15 protein-coding genes, 1 other RNA gene and 3 pseudogenes are annotated in these 15,625 nt (G+C 68.4%); 16 read left to right on the forward strand and 3 right to left on the reverse strand.

Annotated elements, in window-relative coordinates:
* Positions 1 to 26: 26 nt before the first annotated feature.
* A pseudogene (locus tag QFZ27_RS21770) lies at positions 27 to 335 on the forward strand (GMP synthase (glutamine-hydrolyzing)); the annotation flags it as partial.
* Between the two features lie 56 nt (positions 336 to 391).
* Here QFZ27_RS21770 and QFZ27_RS21775 read toward each other — a convergent pair.
* Positions 392 to 1,303, reverse strand: a complete 912-nt coding sequence (locus tag QFZ27_RS21775) for a LysR family transcriptional regulator (RefSeq protein WP_429228539.1) — start codon at positions 1,301 to 1,303, stop codon at positions 392 to 394.
* Positions 1,304 to 1,415: 112 nt separating this feature from the next.
* Between QFZ27_RS21775 and QFZ27_RS21780 the strand changes: the two genes are divergently transcribed.
* From QFZ27_RS21780 to truA, 15 genes and pseudogenes are all read left to right on the forward strand, one after another.
* The gene (locus QFZ27_RS21780; protein WP_429228540.1) at positions 1,416 to 2,048 is read left to right on the forward strand and encodes a glutathione S-transferase family protein; all 633 of its coding nucleotides are present in this window, start codon (positions 1,416 to 1,418) and stop codon (positions 2,046 to 2,048) included.
* 46 nt (positions 2,049 to 2,094) lie between these two features.
* Entirely contained in the window at positions 2,095 to 2,865 is a 771-nt protein-coding gene (locus tag QFZ27_RS21785) for an enoyl-CoA hydratase/isomerase family protein (RefSeq protein WP_429228541.1), read from the forward strand.
* Between the two features lie 48 nt (positions 2,866 to 2,913).
* Entirely contained in the window at positions 2,914 to 3,588 is a 675-nt protein-coding gene (locus QFZ27_RS21790) for a peroxiredoxin-like family protein (RefSeq protein WP_429228542.1), read from the forward strand.
* Between the two features lie 56 nt (positions 3,589 to 3,644).
* Positions 3,645 to 4,358 (forward strand): SDR family oxidoreductase, encoded by a 714-nt coding sequence (locus tag QFZ27_RS21795; protein WP_429228543.1) that lies wholly within the window; start codon positions 3,645 to 3,647, stop codon positions 4,356 to 4,358.
* 163 nt (positions 4,359 to 4,521) lie between these two features.
* A pseudogene (locus QFZ27_RS21800) lies at positions 4,522 to 5,222 on the forward strand (IS6 family transposase).
* A 679-nt stretch (positions 5,223 to 5,901) separates the two neighbouring features.
* Complete coding sequence (locus QFZ27_RS21805; RefSeq protein WP_429228544.1) at positions 5,902 to 6,423, forward strand: 2,4'-dihydroxyacetophenone dioxygenase family protein; 522 nt, start codon at positions 5,902 to 5,904, stop codon at positions 6,421 to 6,423.
* A 49-nt stretch (positions 6,424 to 6,472) separates the two neighbouring features.
* Entirely contained in the window at positions 6,473 to 7,774 is a 1,302-nt protein-coding gene (locus QFZ27_RS21810) for an MFS transporter (RefSeq protein WP_429228545.1), read from the forward strand.
* Positions 7,771 to 8,493 (forward strand): SDR family NAD(P)-dependent oxidoreductase, encoded by a 723-nt coding sequence (locus QFZ27_RS21815; protein ID WP_429228546.1) that lies wholly within the window; start codon positions 7,771 to 7,773, stop codon positions 8,491 to 8,493. The genes QFZ27_RS21810 and QFZ27_RS21815 overlap by 4 nt, the downstream gene beginning before the upstream one ends.
* A gap of 18 nt (positions 8,494 to 8,511) precedes the next feature.
* Complete coding sequence (locus QFZ27_RS21820) at positions 8,512 to 9,294, forward strand: IclR family transcriptional regulator (RefSeq protein ID WP_429228547.1); 783 nt, start codon at positions 8,512 to 8,514, stop codon at positions 9,292 to 9,294.
* Between the two features lie 63 nt (positions 9,295 to 9,357).
* An RNA gene (ffs, locus tag QFZ27_RS21825) (signal recognition particle sRNA small type) lies at positions 9,358 to 9,458 on the forward strand.
* A gap of 55 nt (positions 9,459 to 9,513) precedes the next feature.
* Positions 9,514 to 9,921, forward strand: coding sequence for a lysozyme inhibitor LprI family protein (locus tag QFZ27_RS21830; protein ID WP_429228548.1), 408 nt, complete (start codon positions 9,514 to 9,516; stop codon positions 9,919 to 9,921).
* Between the two features lie 53 nt (positions 9,922 to 9,974).
* The gene (locus tag QFZ27_RS21835; RefSeq protein WP_429228549.1) at positions 9,975 to 11,831 is read left to right on the forward strand and encodes a DNA polymerase III subunit gamma/tau; all 1,857 of its coding nucleotides are present in this window, start codon (positions 9,975 to 9,977) and stop codon (positions 11,829 to 11,831) included.
* A complete protein-coding gene (locus QFZ27_RS21840; RefSeq protein WP_429228550.1) occupies positions 11,828 to 12,151 on the forward strand; it encodes a YbaB/EbfC family nucleoid-associated protein in 324 nt (107 codons plus the stop codon). Before QFZ27_RS21835 ends, QFZ27_RS21840 begins: the two co-directional genes overlap by 4 nt.
* Positions 12,152 to 12,167: 16 nt before the next feature.
* A pseudogene (gene fmt / locus QFZ27_RS21845) lies at positions 12,168 to 13,086 on the forward strand (methionyl-tRNA formyltransferase).
* On the forward strand, positions 13,087 to 13,833 hold the full coding sequence (gene truA, locus QFZ27_RS21850) for a tRNA pseudouridine(38-40) synthase TruA (protein ID WP_429228551.1): 747 nt from the start codon (positions 13,087 to 13,089) through the stop codon (positions 13,831 to 13,833).
* Here truA and QFZ27_RS21855 read toward each other — a convergent pair.
* Complete coding sequence (locus QFZ27_RS21855; protein WP_429228552.1) at positions 13,818 to 14,399, reverse strand: hypothetical protein; 582 nt, start codon at positions 14,397 to 14,399, stop codon at positions 13,818 to 13,820. The genes truA and QFZ27_RS21855 overlap by 16 nt on opposite strands.
* Positions 14,400 to 15,566, reverse strand: coding sequence for a succinyl-diaminopimelate desuccinylase (dapE, locus tag QFZ27_RS21860; protein WP_429228553.1), 1,167 nt, complete (start codon positions 15,564 to 15,566; stop codon positions 14,400 to 14,402).
* Positions 15,567 to 15,625 lie beyond the last annotated feature (59 nt).

Genomic DNA, 15,625 nt, shown 5'->3' on the forward strand with positions numbered 1-15,625 from the left:
GGCCGGCGGTACATTCGCCGGTTGAGGTGCGCCAGGCCGATGTGATCTATCTTGAGGAGATCCGCCGTGCCGGCCTGTGCGATGCGATCTGGCAGGCCTTCGCAGTGCTGCTGCCGGTGCGCACGGTCGGCGTGATGGGCGACGGCCGCACCTACGAGTACGTCTGCGCGCTCCGCGCCGTGACCTCGACCGACGGCATGACCGCCGACTACTACCCGTTCGACCACAAGTTCCTGGGCCGGGTCTCGACCCGCATCGTCAACGAGGTCCGCGGCATCAACCGCATCGTCTACGACGATACCTCGAAGCCGCCGGGGACGATCGAGTGGGAGTGACGGATACAGGCGGCGGCAATATCGTAGTTTTGGCGGCGGCTTTCGCTGTCCAGCTGCTATTCACTACCCGGCCCGGCCTCCTTGGCGTATGCTCCTCCGAGGGCGGCTATTACGAAATCAGTGAATGCGCGTGCTTTAGCGCTTGCCAGCCGTCCCGTCGGGAAGACCGCCCATAGATCGACAGGGGGAAGCTCCCAGTCCTCCAGCAGGCGGACGACAGCGCCGCTTTCCAGTTCAGGTGCAAACATCCAGTCGGAATTCACCGTCAGTCCCATATGGGCGAGTACTGCGGCACGAATGCCCTCCGCCGCACTGACCCGGATGCGGCCGCGTATCACGACCGACGCTTCCGTTCCGTCCTTGCGAAACATCCAGCTGTTTTCAAGCTGGCTGTAGGCAATCGCCTCGTGTGCCGCGAGGTCTGCCGGCACTGATGGGTTTCCGGCTCGTTCGAGATAGGCGGGTGTTGCGATGACGGATCGCCGCCCCTGCGCCAGCCGCCTTGCCACCGCTGACGAATCGGAGAGTTGGCCCATTCGCAACGCGACATCGATACCTTCCGAAACGAGGTCGATGACGCGGTCATCAAGGACGATATCGATCTCCAGGTCGGGATGCCGCGCCAGGAAGGCGGGCAGCCGCGGTAAGACCAGAAGCCTGGCAAAGGTAGTCGCTGCCGATACTCGCAACCGGCCCTTTAATCCGGCCCCGGCGCCGCGGGCCTCCAACTCCGCTTCGTCAGCCTCCTGGATCACCATCTTGGCGCGCTCGTAGAAACGGACACCTGCGCTGGTGGGCGCCAGGCCATGGGTCGAACGAACCAGCAACCGCACCTGCAGCCTATCTTCCAGTTGCGCGATCGTCTTTGAGATCGCCGGTTGCCCGACGCCGATATGCCGGGCCGCTCCCGAAAACGAACCCGTCTCCACCACCCGCACGAAAGCGGCCATTGCCTGCAGTCTGTCCATATTGCTTATTCTCCAGAGGAATAAGCAATATGGCTTCAAAGCGCCTGCCGCAATACCAAAGGAATGGCCATACCCTCTCCAACGACGATGAACACGTCCGACGGAGACAGAAATGATCGAAGTACACGCCTTCGCCACGCCCAACAGCGTCAAAGTACCCATTGCGTTGGAAGAGATTGAGCTGGCCTACGCACTGAAGCCGGTCAATGTCCGCGAGGGGGTGCAGAGGGCCCCCGCCTTCATGGTTCTCAATCCCAACGGCAAGGTGCCGGTGCTGGTTGATCACGTCGATGGTGAACGACTCGTCCTGACGGAAAGCGCCGCCATCCTCGTCTACCTGGCGGAGAAGACCGGCAAGCTCCTGCCGGAGCGTGGCGCCGCCCGCGCCCGTGTCTTCGAGCAGCTTTTCTTTCACGCCTCGGGCATGAGCCCCGCTTTCGGCAACGCCGGCTTCTTCAAGCGTTCGTCGCCCGAGCCGCAGCCGATCGCCGAGGCCCGCTTTACCGGCGAGGCAGAGCGTATTCTCGGTCTTCTCGACTCAAAGCTGGCCAATCAGGCCTTCGCAGCCGGTGACGATTTCACAATTGCCGACGTCGCCCACTTCGCCTGGCTGTGGCGTCGCCAGTTCCTCGGCCTGACCCTCGACGGTCGACCCAACCTTTCCCGCTGGTACGACGCCGTGGCCGACCGCCCGGCCGTCCAGCGGGCCATCGCTCGCGTCGAAGCCCTCGTGCCCGCCGCCTGATCCTCCCTAAAACAGCCGCCCAACTCAAGGCAGCAGGAGAACCACCATGTCCAATTTCAATATCTACAAGGATTCCTTCGCCAATGCCCGTCTGATGCGCTCGGAAAGCGGCGTATTGGAGGTCGCGCTGCATACCAATGGGAGCAAGCTCGTCTTCAACGGCCATACCCACGAGCAATTCGTCGATCTCTTCCATCAGATCGGCGCCGACGCTGACAACCGCGTCGTGATCCTCACCGGTTCAGGCGACGCCTTCATGGACGCGATCAGTCCTGAGGGCTTCGATTTCTTCTCGCCGCGCGGCTACGACAAGATCTTCCGCGAGGGCAGGAAAGTCCTCATGAACATCCTAGATATCGAAGTGCCGCTGATCGCCGCTCTGAACGGGGCCGTGCTGCTGCATTCCGAATATGCGCTTCTTGCCGACATCGTGTTGGCGACGCCGGAGACGGTCTTCCAGGACAAGCCGCATTTCGACTTCGGCATCGTACCAGGTGATGGCGTCAATCTGCTCTGGCCGGAAGTGATCGGCAGCGTTCGCGGCCGCTATTTCATCCTCACCCGGCAGGTGCTCGACGCGGAGACCGCCAAGGACTGGGGCGCGGTAAACGAGATCGTCCCTGCCGACCGGCTCCTTGCGCGTGCCCATGAGATCGCTGAGGGCCTTGCCGCCCTGCCGCCGCTGACAAGCCGGTACACCCGCATCGCGCTGACCCAGAAGCTGCGCCGGATCATCGACGAAGGGGCCGGCTACGGGCTCGCGCTCGAAGGGATCAGCGCCGCCGAGGTTGCCCGCTCGATGGCAGCCAATGGCTGATCACCGCCGGATCCTCATCGAGAATTTCAAACCTAACGGAGAACCCTCATGACACTGCAATCCAAGCTCGACGCCTTCAAGGCCGATTTCGAAGCCGGCAAGCCGCCTTATAACGTTCCCTATTCTGTAATCGAGACGATGCACCGCGCGACCGCCGAGTTGATCGCTTCCGGTGTCGCCCAGCGGGCACTGCAGGCCGGCGACCGGCTGCCTGCTTTCACGCTCTCAGATCCGGAAGGCAACTTAGTGTCGTCCATCGATCTGCTTGCGCTCGGACCGCTGGTCATCAGTTTCTATCGCGGCGTCTGGTGCCCCTACTGCAACATGGAGCTTCAGGCGCTGCAGGAAACCTTGCCGCGGTTTGAGGCCCTCGGCGCGAGCCTCGTGGCGATCTCGCCGCAGAACCCGGTGAACAGCCGGAAGTCCGTCCGCCAGAACAAGCTGACTTTCCCGATCCTCTCGGATCCGCACAACGATGTCGCGGCGGCCTTCGGCCTGCGCTTCGACCTGCCGGACTATCTGATGGACCTCTACAAATCGCTGAAGAATGACCTGCCGGCGTTCAACGGTGATGCGAGTTGGACGTTGCCCATGCCGGCCCGCTTCGTCGTCGGCCAGGACGGAATCATCCTCTATGCCGAGGTGAACCCGGACTACACCCACCGTCCCGAGCCGGAAGACATGCTGCCGGCGCTGCGCCGCGCCGCCAGCGTCGCCGCCTGATCGAAACCCGTTCAACAGGCCCCGCGCCTTGAAGGAGCGGGGCCGAAGGATGCCCCATGAAACGAACCTTCCTGATTACCGGTGCCAGCAAGGGCATCGGGCTCGCATTGTCACACCGCCTCGCAAGGCAGGGACACGCAGTCGTCGGCATTGCGCGCAATCGATCCGGAGGCTTCCCCGGCGAACTCCACTCGCTCGACCTCGGCGATCCGGCCTCCGGCGACAAGCTCGCGACAATCATCCGGGACGCTAGAGTCGACGGCGTCGTCAACAATGTCGGCCTCGTGCGCGCGGCGCCGCTCGGCGATATCGCTGTCGCGACACTCGAAGAAGTCATGCGCGTCAATTTGCATCCGGCGCTGGTCGCGACGCAGGCAGCCCTTCCAGACATGCGCTCAAGCGGATGGGGAAGGATCGTCAACGTCTCAAGCCTCACTGTGCTCGGCAGCATCGAGCGCACGAGCTATGCCGCGGCCAAGGCGGCTCTCGTGAGCTTCACACGAAGCTGGGCTCTGGAACTTGCTGCCACGGGCATCACGGTCAACGCTGTTTCGCCTGGGCCGACCGAGACTGAACTGTTCCGGGCGAACAACGCTCCTGGGAGCGAGGGGGAGGCACGCTATCTCGCGGGCGTTCCGATGTGCCGCTTCGGCAAGCCGGAGGAGATCGCCGCGGCAGTCGCCTTTCTTCTATCTGACGACGCAGCTTTCATGACCGGTCAGACACTGCATGTCGATGGCGGCGCTTCGATCGGTAAGCTGTCATTATGATGCAGTTGAAGTGCTCGATCCGCCGACGCGCCAAAAATGAATCCCATCTGATCTAAGGGGTCGCTACAAGAGCAGGACGTAGGCGCCCGGACTCCATGAACAAGCCGGGAGCCTGTCACGTTCACGGCCTTGCGGGTCGCCAGCGGTGAGCGTAGCGGTGGCCATGACCCCGCCTTGCTATTCCGGTTATCGCTTTCCATCCGACGTGATCCAGCGCGCCGTCTGGATGTATCTCCGCTTCACCCTGAGCTACCATGACATCGAGGATCTGCTCGCCGAGCGCGGCATCGAGGTGACGTACGAGACGATCCATCGATGGGTGAATGCGTTCGGCCCGATGATCGCCGGCGCCTCCGCGCGAAACGGCCAGCGCCGCACCGGCGCTGGCACCTCGACGAGATGTTCGTCCGGATCGGCGGCAAGTCGATGTATCTCTGGCGGGCCGTCGATGCCGAAGGTGAGGTGCTCGAGGTGCTGGTGCGGGCCAGACGGGACGCGGCTGCCGCCCGCAAGCTGATGCGCAAGCTCCTCCGGAGGCAGGGGATCGCTCCAACCGCCTGGATCACCGACAAGTGTCCGGCCTACGGCGCGGCGCTTCGTGATCTGCGGCCGGACGGCATCCCCCACCTTCGAGGCAAGCGCCTGAACAACCGAGCCGAAAGCTCGCACGTCCCGGTCCGGCGACGGGAGCACAAGCAGCAGCGGTTCAAATCGGCCACCTCGGCGCAACGGTTCCTGTCTTTGCACGCCGCGACCTACAACACCTTCAACCTCGGCCGTCATCTCACCACCGCCCGCACGCACCGCCGCTTTCGCGCCAAGGCGCTTGCGGCATGGCGGGATGCGGCTGGGGTCGCGGCCTGACCTGGCGGATGCCGGCCTAATCGCGGCCACGCTCGACAACGTGACAAGCCCTTCCCCGCGGCTCGGACTGACCGCAGGCACCGGCGGCGCAACCTGGTCCGGCGCATCCTCAAGGAGGCGATCGAGGCCGAGGAGGCCGCCGAAGCCGAAGCCTGTAAGCTCGACATCGACGAGCAGGACCGGCGTGACGACCTGCTGTTCGAGTTGGAGCGCCGGCTGCAGGAGGACGACGCCGAGGACACCGGCGAACTTCCGGTCGGCGAGGTCGTCGCCCGGTTCTGCCCGGGAGCTCGGCATCGTGCCGGACTGGGCCAGGTGGCAGGCCGAGACCTGGGCGGTCGAGGAGAGCGGACACCCGCAATCGCCTTATGCGCAGGCCCCCTTCGCCCGGCCGCCCGATGCCCGCCCCGCAGAAGCGGGCACCCCGGCAGGCTCCAAGCGCCGCGGCGCTCCGGCGGCGAAACCGGACAGCAGCTGAGCGCCGGCGCGACGTCGAGCCATCGACAGGACGCCCGGCATTTCGGAGCTCCTTCCTTTCCCCTCGGGAGGAGCCCGAAAAGGTCTCGCGGGCGGAGACTCGATCATTCCCCGGCATTGACAGGCCGGCAGGGCGGGTCCAGTGTTTGTCCACAAAATGGATAGATCGTCCATAATGTGGACAAATCCGGAGGAATGCGTCATGCCAGCCGACGCCGACACTAGGCGGATGCCCTACCAGTATCCGAACCCGCCCGAAGCGCTGCGGGACATCGTCGTGCCCCACGCCGTGCCGCAGGATGAGCGGGTCTGGGTGCCGCAGGCCGAGAATGTCTGGTTCCGGCCGCTTTGCCTCAACATCTCGAGCGGTTACTGGATGAACCTGCTGCGGGTTCGCAAGGCCGGCGTGCTCAGCCGCCACCGCCATCCCGGGCCGGTGCACGGCTTCGTGCTGAAGGGCAGCTGGCGCTACCTCGAGCATGACTGGGTCGCCACCGAGGGCAGCTACGTGTTCGAGCCGCCGGGCGAGACCCACACCCTGGTGGTCGACGAGGATGTCGAAGAGATGATCACCTATTTCCAGGTCAACGGCGTCATGTATTACGTCGACCCCTGGGGCAAGCACACCGGCTACGAGGACGTGTTCACCAAGCTGGACATGTGCCGCAAGCACTACGCCGAAGCCGGCCTGGGTGCGGATTACGTCGATCAGTTCATCCGCTGATCGCGCCGCCCGAGAAGCCAGAATATCCCGAGTTCGAGGAAACCGTCTCATGTCATCCGGCAAGCCGCCACGGATCCGCCGGATCCAGTGGATCGCCGTCGCCTTCCTGACCGCGGCCGGCATCGTCAACTATCTCGACCGCAGCACCCTCTCGATCGCCAATCACGACATCTCCGGCGAGCTCGGCCTGTCCGGCACACAGATGGGGCTGCTGCTCTCCGCCTTCTCTTGGGCCTATGCCTTCTCGCAGCTGCCGGTCGGGGCGATGCTCGACCGCTTCGGCGCCCGCATCATGCTTGGCGCCGGCATGTTCTTCTGGTCGCTGGCGCAGCTGGCCGGCGGGCTGGCGCAGTCGCTGGGCCAGCTGATCGGCACTAGGGCCGTGCTCGGCGTGGGCGAGGCGCCGCAGTTCCCGGCCGGGGCCAAGGTGATCAGCGAATGGTTCCCGATGCGCGAGCGCGGCATGCCGACCGGGATCTTCATCGCCTCCTCCTGCATCGGCCCCGCCATCGCGCCGCCGATCCTGACCGCGATCATGCTGGGCTTCGGCTGGCGCCCGATGTTCATCCTGATGGGCGTGCTCGGCGTGATCGTCGCCGTCGGCTGGTACCTGGTCTACCGCAACCGCGGCGAGACGGCGCTGACCGAGACCGAGCGCTCCTTCCTGGATGACGGCCGCCCGGCGCAGGCCAGGCCGCAGCAGAGCTTCGCCGACTGGGCCGGGCTATTCGCGAACCGCACCACCTGGGGCATGGTGCTGGGCTTCATGGGCGTGATCTACATGGTCTGGCTGTATCTGACCTGGCTGCCCGGCTATCTGGAGCATGAGCGGCATCTCAGCATCGCCCGCACCGGCTGGGTGGTGGTCATCCCCTATCTCGTCGGCGCGCTCGGCATGCTCTGCTCCGGCAAGGTCGCGGATGTCCTGCTGGCCCGCGGCGTCGGGGCGGTCGCCAGCCGGAAATGGCCGATGGCGGCGGGGCTGGTCGGCGGCGCGGTCTTCACCCTGCCGGCGGCCTATACGCCGAGCGTGACCCTGGCCGTGGTCTACATCTCGCTGGCCATGTTCTGCATCAACTACGCTAGCTCCACCGCCTGGATGCTGGTCAGCGCCGCGGCACCGTCGCGCCAGGTGGCGTCGCTCGGCAGCATCCAGAATTTCGGCGGCTATTTCGCCGGCTCCTTCGCGCCGATCGTCACCGGCTTCGTGCTCGACCGGACCGGCTCCTTCGTCAACGCCCTGCTGATCAGCGCCGCCGTCGCCGCGGTCGCCGCCGTGGCGCTGGTGGTGCTGGTGCGGAACCCGATCGAGGACCGGGCGGCGGCAAGCCCGGAGGGGAGATTCGCATGACCTTCCAGCCCGATCTCTTCGCCGGCCGCACGGCGCTCGTCTCCGGCGGGACCCAGGGCATCGGCGCCGCCATCGCGGCCGAGCTCGCAAGGCTGGGGGCGACCGTGACCGCCGCCGGCCTGGTCCCGGCCGCGGGCGCCGAGCCGCCGAAGGGCGCGCTTCTGGCCGAGCTCGACGTCACCGACGGCGCGGCGGTCGAGGCGCTGGTCGGCGGGCTCGGCCGGCTGGACATCCTGGTCAACTGCGCCGGGGTGATCCGCCGCGGGGCGGAACATGATCCGGCGGTGTTCGAGCAGGTGCTGGCGGTCAACCTGACCGGCACGATGCGGCTCTGCGCCGCCGCCCGGCCGCGGCTAGCGCAGACGAAAGGCTGCATCGTCAACACCGCCTCGATGCTCAGCTTCTTCGGCGGCGGGCTGGTTCCGGGCTACAGCGCCAGCAAGGGCGGGGTGCTGCAGCTGACCAAGTCGCTCGCCATCGCCTATGCCGAGGACGGCATCCGGGTGAACGCGGTGGCGCCGGGCTGGATCGCCACGCCGCTGACCCAGGCGCTGCAGGACGATCCGGCGCGCTCAGGCGCCATCCTCGGCCGCACCCCGATGGGCCGCTGGGGCCGGCCGGAGGAGGTGGCCCAGGCCGTCACCTTCCTGTGCAGCCCGGCTGCCGCCTTCATCACCGGCGTGGCGCTGCCGGTCGATGGCGGCTATCTCGTCGCCTGAGAGGCGCAGGGGGGAGAGATGGGGCAGGGCGGAGCGGCAGCGGTGCAGGGGGCGGCCGCCTTCGGCAAGGCGATGGCGGTGCTGCAGGCCGTGTCCGACGCCGCCGAGCCTGTCTCGGTGGCGCAGATCGCCCGCCTGACCGGCCATCCGCGCCCGACCGTGCACCGCATCGTCGCGGCGCTGGAAGCCGAGGGCATGCTGGCCGAGCGGCCTGGCGGCGGCGCCTATGGCCTCGGCCCGCGGCTGATGGCGCTGGCCGCACGCGCCTGGGACCGGTTCGAGCTGCGGCTGATCGCGGCGGCGGAGCTGGCCCGGCTGCGCGACGCCACCGGCGAGACCGTGCATCTCGCCGTCCGCAGCGGGTCCGAGATGATCTATGTCGACAAGCTGGAAAGCCCCCAGGCGGTGCGCATGGCCTCGCGCATCGGCACCCGCGTGAAGCTGCATTCCAGCTCGGTCGGCAAGGCCTGGCTTGCGGCGCTGCCACCGGACGAGGCCGCGGCGCTGCTGCCGACGCTCGAGCTCACGGCGATGACGCCGCAGACCCTGACCACCGTCGCGGCCCTGGCGGCGGAGATCGGGCGCATCCGTGCCCGCGGCTATTCGATCGACGCCGAGGAGAACGAGGCCGACATCTGGTGTTATGGCGGCGCCATCGCGGGGGCCGGCGGGTCGATCGGCTGCATCAGCGTCAGCATCCCGAAATACCGCGCCGCGATCGACGACCCCGACCGCTATGCCGCGCCGCTGCTGGCCTGCTGCCGCCGCATCGCCGCGCTGGCGGCCGAGGGCGTGCGCTGAGGCGGAGACACAGGAGTGTCATTTCCGGACTTGCCTCCGGCGCCCGAAGCTCCGATATAGGGCGCGGGAGATCGGCGCGGGCGTGTCCCTCGCCAACCCGGTCAGATCCGGAAGGAAGCAGCCGTAACGAGTTTCGGCACGGGTCGCTGCCGGTCTCCCACCTTCCCGATGCCGGATGTTTCATGCTAGGTGCCGCTCCGACCGAACCGGAGGGGATCCATGAAGCTCGTCCCGATTGCCTTGTCGCTGGCAGCCATCGCCCTGATCTCCGCCAGCGGCGTCGCCGCGGCCGAAGTGCCTGCGGCGCCGAAGGACTACCAGAAGCTCTACGACAATTGTCTGAAGGACGCCGGCCCGACCAACAACGGCACGGTGAGCGCCTGCGCCGAGGGCGTGGCGGACGAGACCAAGCCGGAGATGAACCGGCTGTACCAGGCGATCACCGCCAAGATGAACAGTCCGGCGGATGCGGCGAAGCTGGAGAAGGCGCAGAAGGCCTGGATCGTCTATCGCGACAATCATTGCGAGCTGGCGGGGTCGTATGTCGGATCGCCGATGTATTATTTCTGCCCGATGACCCTGAACATCGAGCGGGTGCAGCAACTGCGGGAGATGGCGGGGGAGTAGGCGGGTGCCTTCGCCCTTTCGACCGCCGGTCCCATTCCCTATGATCGCGCGCCATGAGCGATGACGCAGCCCTGCCCCTCGGACTAGACGACGCGCCGCAGCCGGCCAAGCCGGTGGCCTATCGCGTGCTCGCCCGCAAGTACCGGCCGACCACCTTCGCCGAGATGATCGGCCAGGACGCGCTGGTGCGGACCCTGACCAACGCCATCGCCTCCGGCCGGCTGGCGCATGCCTTCGTGCTGACCGGAGTGCGCGGCGTCGGCAAGACCACCACGGCGCGGATCCTGGCCAGGGCGCTGAACTGCGTCGGGTCGGACGGCAAGGGCGGGCCGACCGCCGATCCCTGCGGCGTGTGCGAGCCCTGCCGCACCATCCTGCAGGACCGCAATGTCGATGTGATGGAGATGGACGCCGCCAGCCGCACCGGCGTCGACGACATCCGCGAGATCATCGACGGCGTGCGCTACGGGCCGGTGGCGTCGCGGTACAAGGTGTACATCATCGACGAAGTGCACATGCTCTCCAAAAACGCCTTCAACGCGCTGTTGAAGACGCTGGAAGAGCCGCCGCCGCATGTGAAGTTCGTCTTCGCCACCACCGAGATCCGCAAGGTGCCGGTGACGGTGCTGTCGCGCTGCCAGCGCTTCGACCTGCGCCGCATCGGCGCCGACCAGTTGCAGGCCTATTTCAGCGAGATTCTGGACAAGGAAGGCGTGGCGGCGGAGCCGGAGGCGGTCGGCATGATCGCCCGGGCCGCCGACGGCTCGGCCCGTGACGGGCTGTCGTTGCTGGACCAGGCGATCGCCCAGGGCGCGCCGGTCGGCGACAAGCCCTTCATCGCCGCCGCCAGCGTGCGCGAGATGCTGGGCCTGGCCGACCGCTCCAGCGTCATCGACATTCTGGAGGCCGCCTTCGCCGGCGAGGGCCCGCGCATGCTGGAGGGGCTGGAGGCGGCGCGCCGGGCCGGGGCCGACCCGCAATCGGTGCTGGGCGACCTGCTCGACTTCGTCCACTTCGTCACCCGCGCCCGCATGGTGCCCGCGGTGCTGGACGACCCGGCGGTGCCGGAGGTCGAGCGCAAGCGCGGCGGCGCCCTGGCCGAGAAGATCTCGCTGCCGGGCCTGACCCGGGCCTGGCAGACCCTGCTGAAGGGGGCGGGCGAGGTGCAGGCGGCGCCGAACCCGCAGGCGGCGCTGGAGATGGTGCTGATCCGCCTGCTCTACATGAGCGACCTGCCCAGCCCGGGCGAGCTGGTCCGCAAGTTCGGCGACCTGCAGAGCCAGGGAGCGGTGACCGCAGGCCCGGCGCCGGGACCCGGTCCCGGTGGTGGCCCGCGGATGGCGGCGTCGGGCGGCGGCCTGTCGGTGGTTCCGGCCGAGCCCGCGCCGGTGGCGCTTGCCCCGGCTCCAGCCCCGAGCCCGGCCCCCGTTGCGGTGGCGGCCGCGCCGGCGGCGAAGCCGGCGCTGCGGGCCGAGCCGAAGAGCTTCGAGGAGCTGGTGCAGATCGCCTTCGCCCGCGATGTCGTGCTGCACGGCCAGCTGATGAGCGCGGTGCATCTGGTGCATTTCGAGCCCGGTCGGCTGGAGTTCCGGCCGCATGACTCGGCGCCGCCGGACCTGGCCAATCGCCTGGGCACGGCGCTGCGCGACTGGACCGGCGAGCGCTGGGTGGTCAGCGTCTCCGGCGCCGAGGGCGCGCCGACGCTGAACCAGCAGGCCCGCACCGACCGCGAGAACGCCCTGGCGCAGGCGGCGGAGCACCCGCTGGTCAAGGCGGTGATGAGCGCCTTCCCGGGCGCGGTGATCCGCGACCTGCGCAATCCATTGGAGCAGGATGGGCCGTTGGAACAGGGCGAGGCAGCCGAGCCCGCCGCCGACGCCATCGATGAAGAGGAGCCGCGAGAGGCATGAAGAATCTCGGACAGATGATGAAGCAGGCGCAGGAGATGCAGGCCAAGATGGCCGAGATGCAGTCCCGCCTGGGCGAGATCGAGGTGCCGGGCCAGGCCGGTGCCGGCATGATCGCGGTGGTGCTGAACGGCAAGGGCGAGCTGCGCTCGCTCAAGATCGACCCGAAGCTGGTCGACCCGACCGAGGTCGAGGTGCTGGAGGACCTGATCGTTGCAGCCTTCAACGATGCCAAGGGCAAGGTCGAGGCGGCGGTGCAGGAGGAGACCTCGAAGCTGATGGGCGGGCTGAAGCTGCCGCCGGGGATGAAGCTGCCGTTCTGAGCGGCCGCACCGATCCATGCCCCTGCGCCTCGCCTATATGGGCACGCCCGATTTCGCGGTGCCCGCGCTGCTCGCCCTGATCGAATCCGGGCACGAGATCGCGGCTGTCTACACCCAGCCGCCGCGGCCGGCCGGGCGGGGCCAACAAGCTGCAGCCCTCGGCCGTGCACCGGGCGGCGGCGACGGCGCAGCTGCCGGTCCGCCACCCGGCCACGCTGCGGACGCCGGAGGCACAGGCGGAGTTCCGGGACCTCGGGCTCGACGCCGCGGTGGTCGCGGCCTACGGGCTGATCCTGCCGCGGCCGATCCTGGACGCGCCGCGGCTCGGCTGCTTCAACATCCACGCCTCGCTGCTGCCGCGCTGGCGCGGCGCGGCGCCGATCCACCGCGCCATCCTGGCGGGCGATACCGAGACCGGCGTCACCATCATGCGGATGGAGGCGGGGCTGGACACCGGGCCGATGCTGCTGCAAGGGCGGGTGCCGATCGGGCCGCAGGCGACCACGCCGGCGCTGCACGACGCCCTGGCGGCGCTCGGCGCCCGGCTGATCGTGTCGGCGATGGACGCCGTGGCCGAGGGCGACGCGGTGGAGACTCCGCAGCCGGAGGAAGGCGTCACCTACGCCGCCAAGATCGGGCCGGAGGATGAGCGCATCGACTGGGCCGACGCCGTCGCGCTGGACCGCCAGGTGCGGGCGCTGACGCCGAAGCCGGGCGCCTGGTTCCTGCATGACGGCGAACGCATCAAGGTGCTGGCCGCGACGCTCGTCGCCGGCTCGGGCGAACCCGGCACGGTGCTGGACGACGAGCTGACCGTGGCCTGCGGCCATGGCGCCATCCGCCTGACCCGGCTGCAGCGCCCAGGCAAGGCCCCGATGACGGCGCGCGACCTGCTGAACGGCTTCGCCATCCCGGCCGGCACCCGCCTGGGCTAGATGGCGCGGTACAAGCTCACCATCGAGTATGACGGACGGCCCTTCGTCGGCTGGCAGCGGCAGGCCAATGGCCTGTCGGTGCAGCAGGCGGTCGAGGAGGCGATTGTCCGCTTCTGCGGCGAGGATATCCGGATCACCGCCGCCGGCCGCACCGATGCCGGCGTGCATGCGATCGGGCAGGTGGCGCACGCCGACATCGCCCGGCCGACAGATCCCGGCACAGTGCGCGACGCGCTCAACTTCCACCTGAAGCCGCTGCCGGTCGCGATCCTGTCGGCAGAGGTCGTGGACGAGCGGTTCGACGCCCGCACCTCCGCCATCCTGCGCGCCTATCGCTATCGCATCGTCAACCGCCGCGCGCCGCTGGCGCTGGAAGCCGGGCAGGCCTGGCAGGTGTCCCGGCCGCTCGACGCCGCGGCGATGCACGAGGCGGCACAGCATCTGGTCGGCCATCACGACTTCACCAGCTTCCGCGCCGCCGAATGCCAGGCCAAGTCGCCGCTGCGGACGATGGACCGGCTGGACGTAGTGCGCCGCGGCGAGGCGGTCGAGATCGAGGCCGAGGCGCGGTCCTTCCTGCACCACCAGATCCGCAACATCGCCGGTACGCTGAAGCTGGTCGGCGAGGGCAAGCGCCCGCCCGGCTGGGTCGCCGGGGTGCTGGCGGCGCGCGACCGCGCCGCCGCCGGCCCCACCGCGCCGCCGGACGGTCTATGCTTCCTGTGGGTGCGCTACAGGGACGCCTGAGTGGCCGCGGCGATCCAGGTGGACATCAACTCGGATGCCACCGCGTCGAACACCACCAGCCCGGCCACGATCGGCAGCTCGATCTCGAGCGCGGTGCGAAGCACAAAGCCCTCATAGACGTAGCAGGCGAGCTGGACGACGATGAGGACGAGGAACCCCAGCTGGCTCGGGAACAGACCGATCGCGGCCAGCAGGAACGCGATGAACCCGGCCAGCTGGATCAGCAGCGTCGCCCAGTTGTAGGCGACGATCCCCTCCGCCAGGCGCTGGCTGCGGCCGAGCCGCGGCAGAAGCCAGGTCAGGGCTGCCGGTATCACCAGCCAGGCGGCGACAAATCCCAGCACGGTGATGATCAGCGGAGCCGGCTGCAGCAGCAGGGGCCAGCTGTCGCCCAGCGAGATCGCCCGCCCGACTGCGAAGAGGGGCAGCGCCAGCGCCGCGGCGACGAAGCTTTTCGCCGCCCCGTCCGGCGAGATGTCGAACATGGCCATGCCGCCGGCATCGCGCCGGGCCAGGCGCCATGCGCCCCAGACGCCGCGGATGATGTCGCCTGAAGACACCGCCATCTAGCCCTTCTCCGGGAAGCTGTTCTCGATCACAGCCTGGTAGATCCGGGTCAGCGTCTCGATCTCCTCGACCGGGACGTTCTCGTCGGTCTTGTGGATGGTGGCGTTGACCAGGCCGAGCTCGACCACAGGGGCGTAATCCTTGACGAAGCGGGCGTCGGAGGTGCCGCCCGAAGTGCTGAAGGCCGGGCGGCGGCCGGTCACCCGCTCCACCGCCCCGGCGACGCGCCCGGTCAGCTCGCCCGGCGCGGTCAGGAAACTGTCGGCGCCGCTGTGGAGTTCCAAAGCGTAGTCGCCGCCGACGGCGTCGAAGCGTTCGCGGATCCAGGCGCCCAGGCTGTCCGCCGTCCAGGTGTCGTTGAACCGGATATTGAAGGTGGCGCGGCCCTCGGCCGGGATCACATTGGCGGCCGGATTGCCGACATCGATGGTGGTGATCGCCAGCGTCGAAGGATCGAAATGGGGGCTGCCGCCGTCGATCTCCGGCCCCGCACCGGGGCTCAGTGCCGCCAGCATCCGCACCAGCCGGGGCAGGGGATTGTCGGCCTTGTGCGGATAGGCGACGTGACCCTGCACGCCGCGCACGGTCAGCCGGCCGGTCAGGCTGCCGCGCCGGCCGATCTTGATGGTGTCGCCGACCGCCTCGCTGCTGCTCGGCTCGCCGACGATGCAGGCATCGATCGCCTCGCCGCGCGCCGCCAGGGCCTGCAGCATTTTCACCGTGCCGTTGACCGCCTCGGCCTCCTCGTCGCCGGTGATCAGCAGGCTGATCGAGCCGCCGAATTCCGGCCCGCGCACGGCCAGGAAGCGGCCCGACGCGGCGGCGAAGGCGGCGACCGCGCTCTTCATGTCGCAGGCGCCGCGGCCCCAGACCCGGCCCTCGGCGATCCGGCCCTCGAAGGGCGGGAAGCGCCAGCGGGATTCGTTGCCCGGCGGCACCACGTCGGTGTGGCCGGCGAAGCAGAGATGCGGCCGGCCGGCGCCGATGCGGGCGTAGAGGTTGTCGATCGGCGCGGTGCCCGGCGCCTCGAACCGCATCCGCTCGCAGCGGAAGCCCAGCGGCGCCAGCGCCGCCTCCAGCACCGCCAGCGCCCCGGCGTCGGCCGGGGTGACGCTGGGGCAGCGGATCAGCGCCCGGGTCAGGGCGATCGGGTCGGGGGTGGTCATAGGATGGTCTGTCTCAAACTCAAGCTCCAGACGCTCCCCTTATCCTGTCATGCCCGGGC

This window comes from Inquilinus ginsengisoli (genome assembly GCF_050434925.1).
GTDB lineage: Bacteria > Pseudomonadota > Alphaproteobacteria > DSM-16000 > Inquilinaceae > Inquilinus > Inquilinus ginsengisoli_B.

Coding starts and splice junctions, on each gene's coding strand:
- QFZ27_RS21775 (WP_429228539.1), bottom strand. CDS start 1,303: ATGGACAGACTGCAGGCAATGGCCGCTTTCGTGCGGGTGGTGGAGACG.
- QFZ27_RS21780 (WP_429228540.1), top strand. CDS start 1,416: ATGATCGAAGTACACGCCTTCGCCACGCCCAACAGCGTCAAAGTACCC.
- QFZ27_RS21785 (WP_429228541.1), top strand. CDS start 2,095: ATGTCCAATTTCAATATCTACAAGGATTCCTTCGCCAATGCCCGTCTG.
- QFZ27_RS21790 (WP_429228542.1), top strand. CDS start 2,914: ATGACACTGCAATCCAAGCTCGACGCCTTCAAGGCCGATTTCGAAGCC.
- QFZ27_RS21795 (WP_429228543.1), top strand. CDS start 3,645: ATGAAACGAACCTTCCTGATTACCGGTGCCAGCAAGGGCATCGGGCTC.
- QFZ27_RS21805 (WP_429228544.1), top strand. CDS start 5,902: ATGCCAGCCGACGCCGACACTAGGCGGATGCCCTACCAGTATCCGAAC.
- QFZ27_RS21810 (WP_429228545.1), top strand. CDS start 6,473: ATGTCATCCGGCAAGCCGCCACGGATCCGCCGGATCCAGTGGATCGCC.
- QFZ27_RS21815 (WP_429228546.1), top strand. CDS start 7,771: ATGACCTTCCAGCCCGATCTCTTCGCCGGCCGCACGGCGCTCGTCTCC.
- QFZ27_RS21820 (WP_429228547.1), top strand. CDS start 8,512: ATGGGGCAGGGCGGAGCGGCAGCGGTGCAGGGGGCGGCCGCCTTCGGC.
- QFZ27_RS21830 (WP_429228548.1), top strand. CDS start 9,514: ATGAAGCTCGTCCCGATTGCCTTGTCGCTGGCAGCCATCGCCCTGATC.
- QFZ27_RS21835 (WP_429228549.1), top strand. CDS start 9,975: ATGAGCGATGACGCAGCCCTGCCCCTCGGACTAGACGACGCGCCGCAG.
- QFZ27_RS21840 (WP_429228550.1), top strand. CDS start 11,828: ATGAAGAATCTCGGACAGATGATGAAGCAGGCGCAGGAGATGCAGGCC.
- truA (WP_429228551.1), top strand. CDS start 13,087: ATGGCGCGGTACAAGCTCACCATCGAGTATGACGGACGGCCCTTCGTC.
- QFZ27_RS21855 (WP_429228552.1), bottom strand. CDS start 14,399: ATGGCGGTGTCTTCAGGCGACATCATCCGCGGCGTCTGGGGCGCATGG.
- dapE (WP_429228553.1), bottom strand. CDS start 15,566: ATGACCACCCCCGACCCGATCGCCCTGACCCGGGCGCTGATCCGCTGC.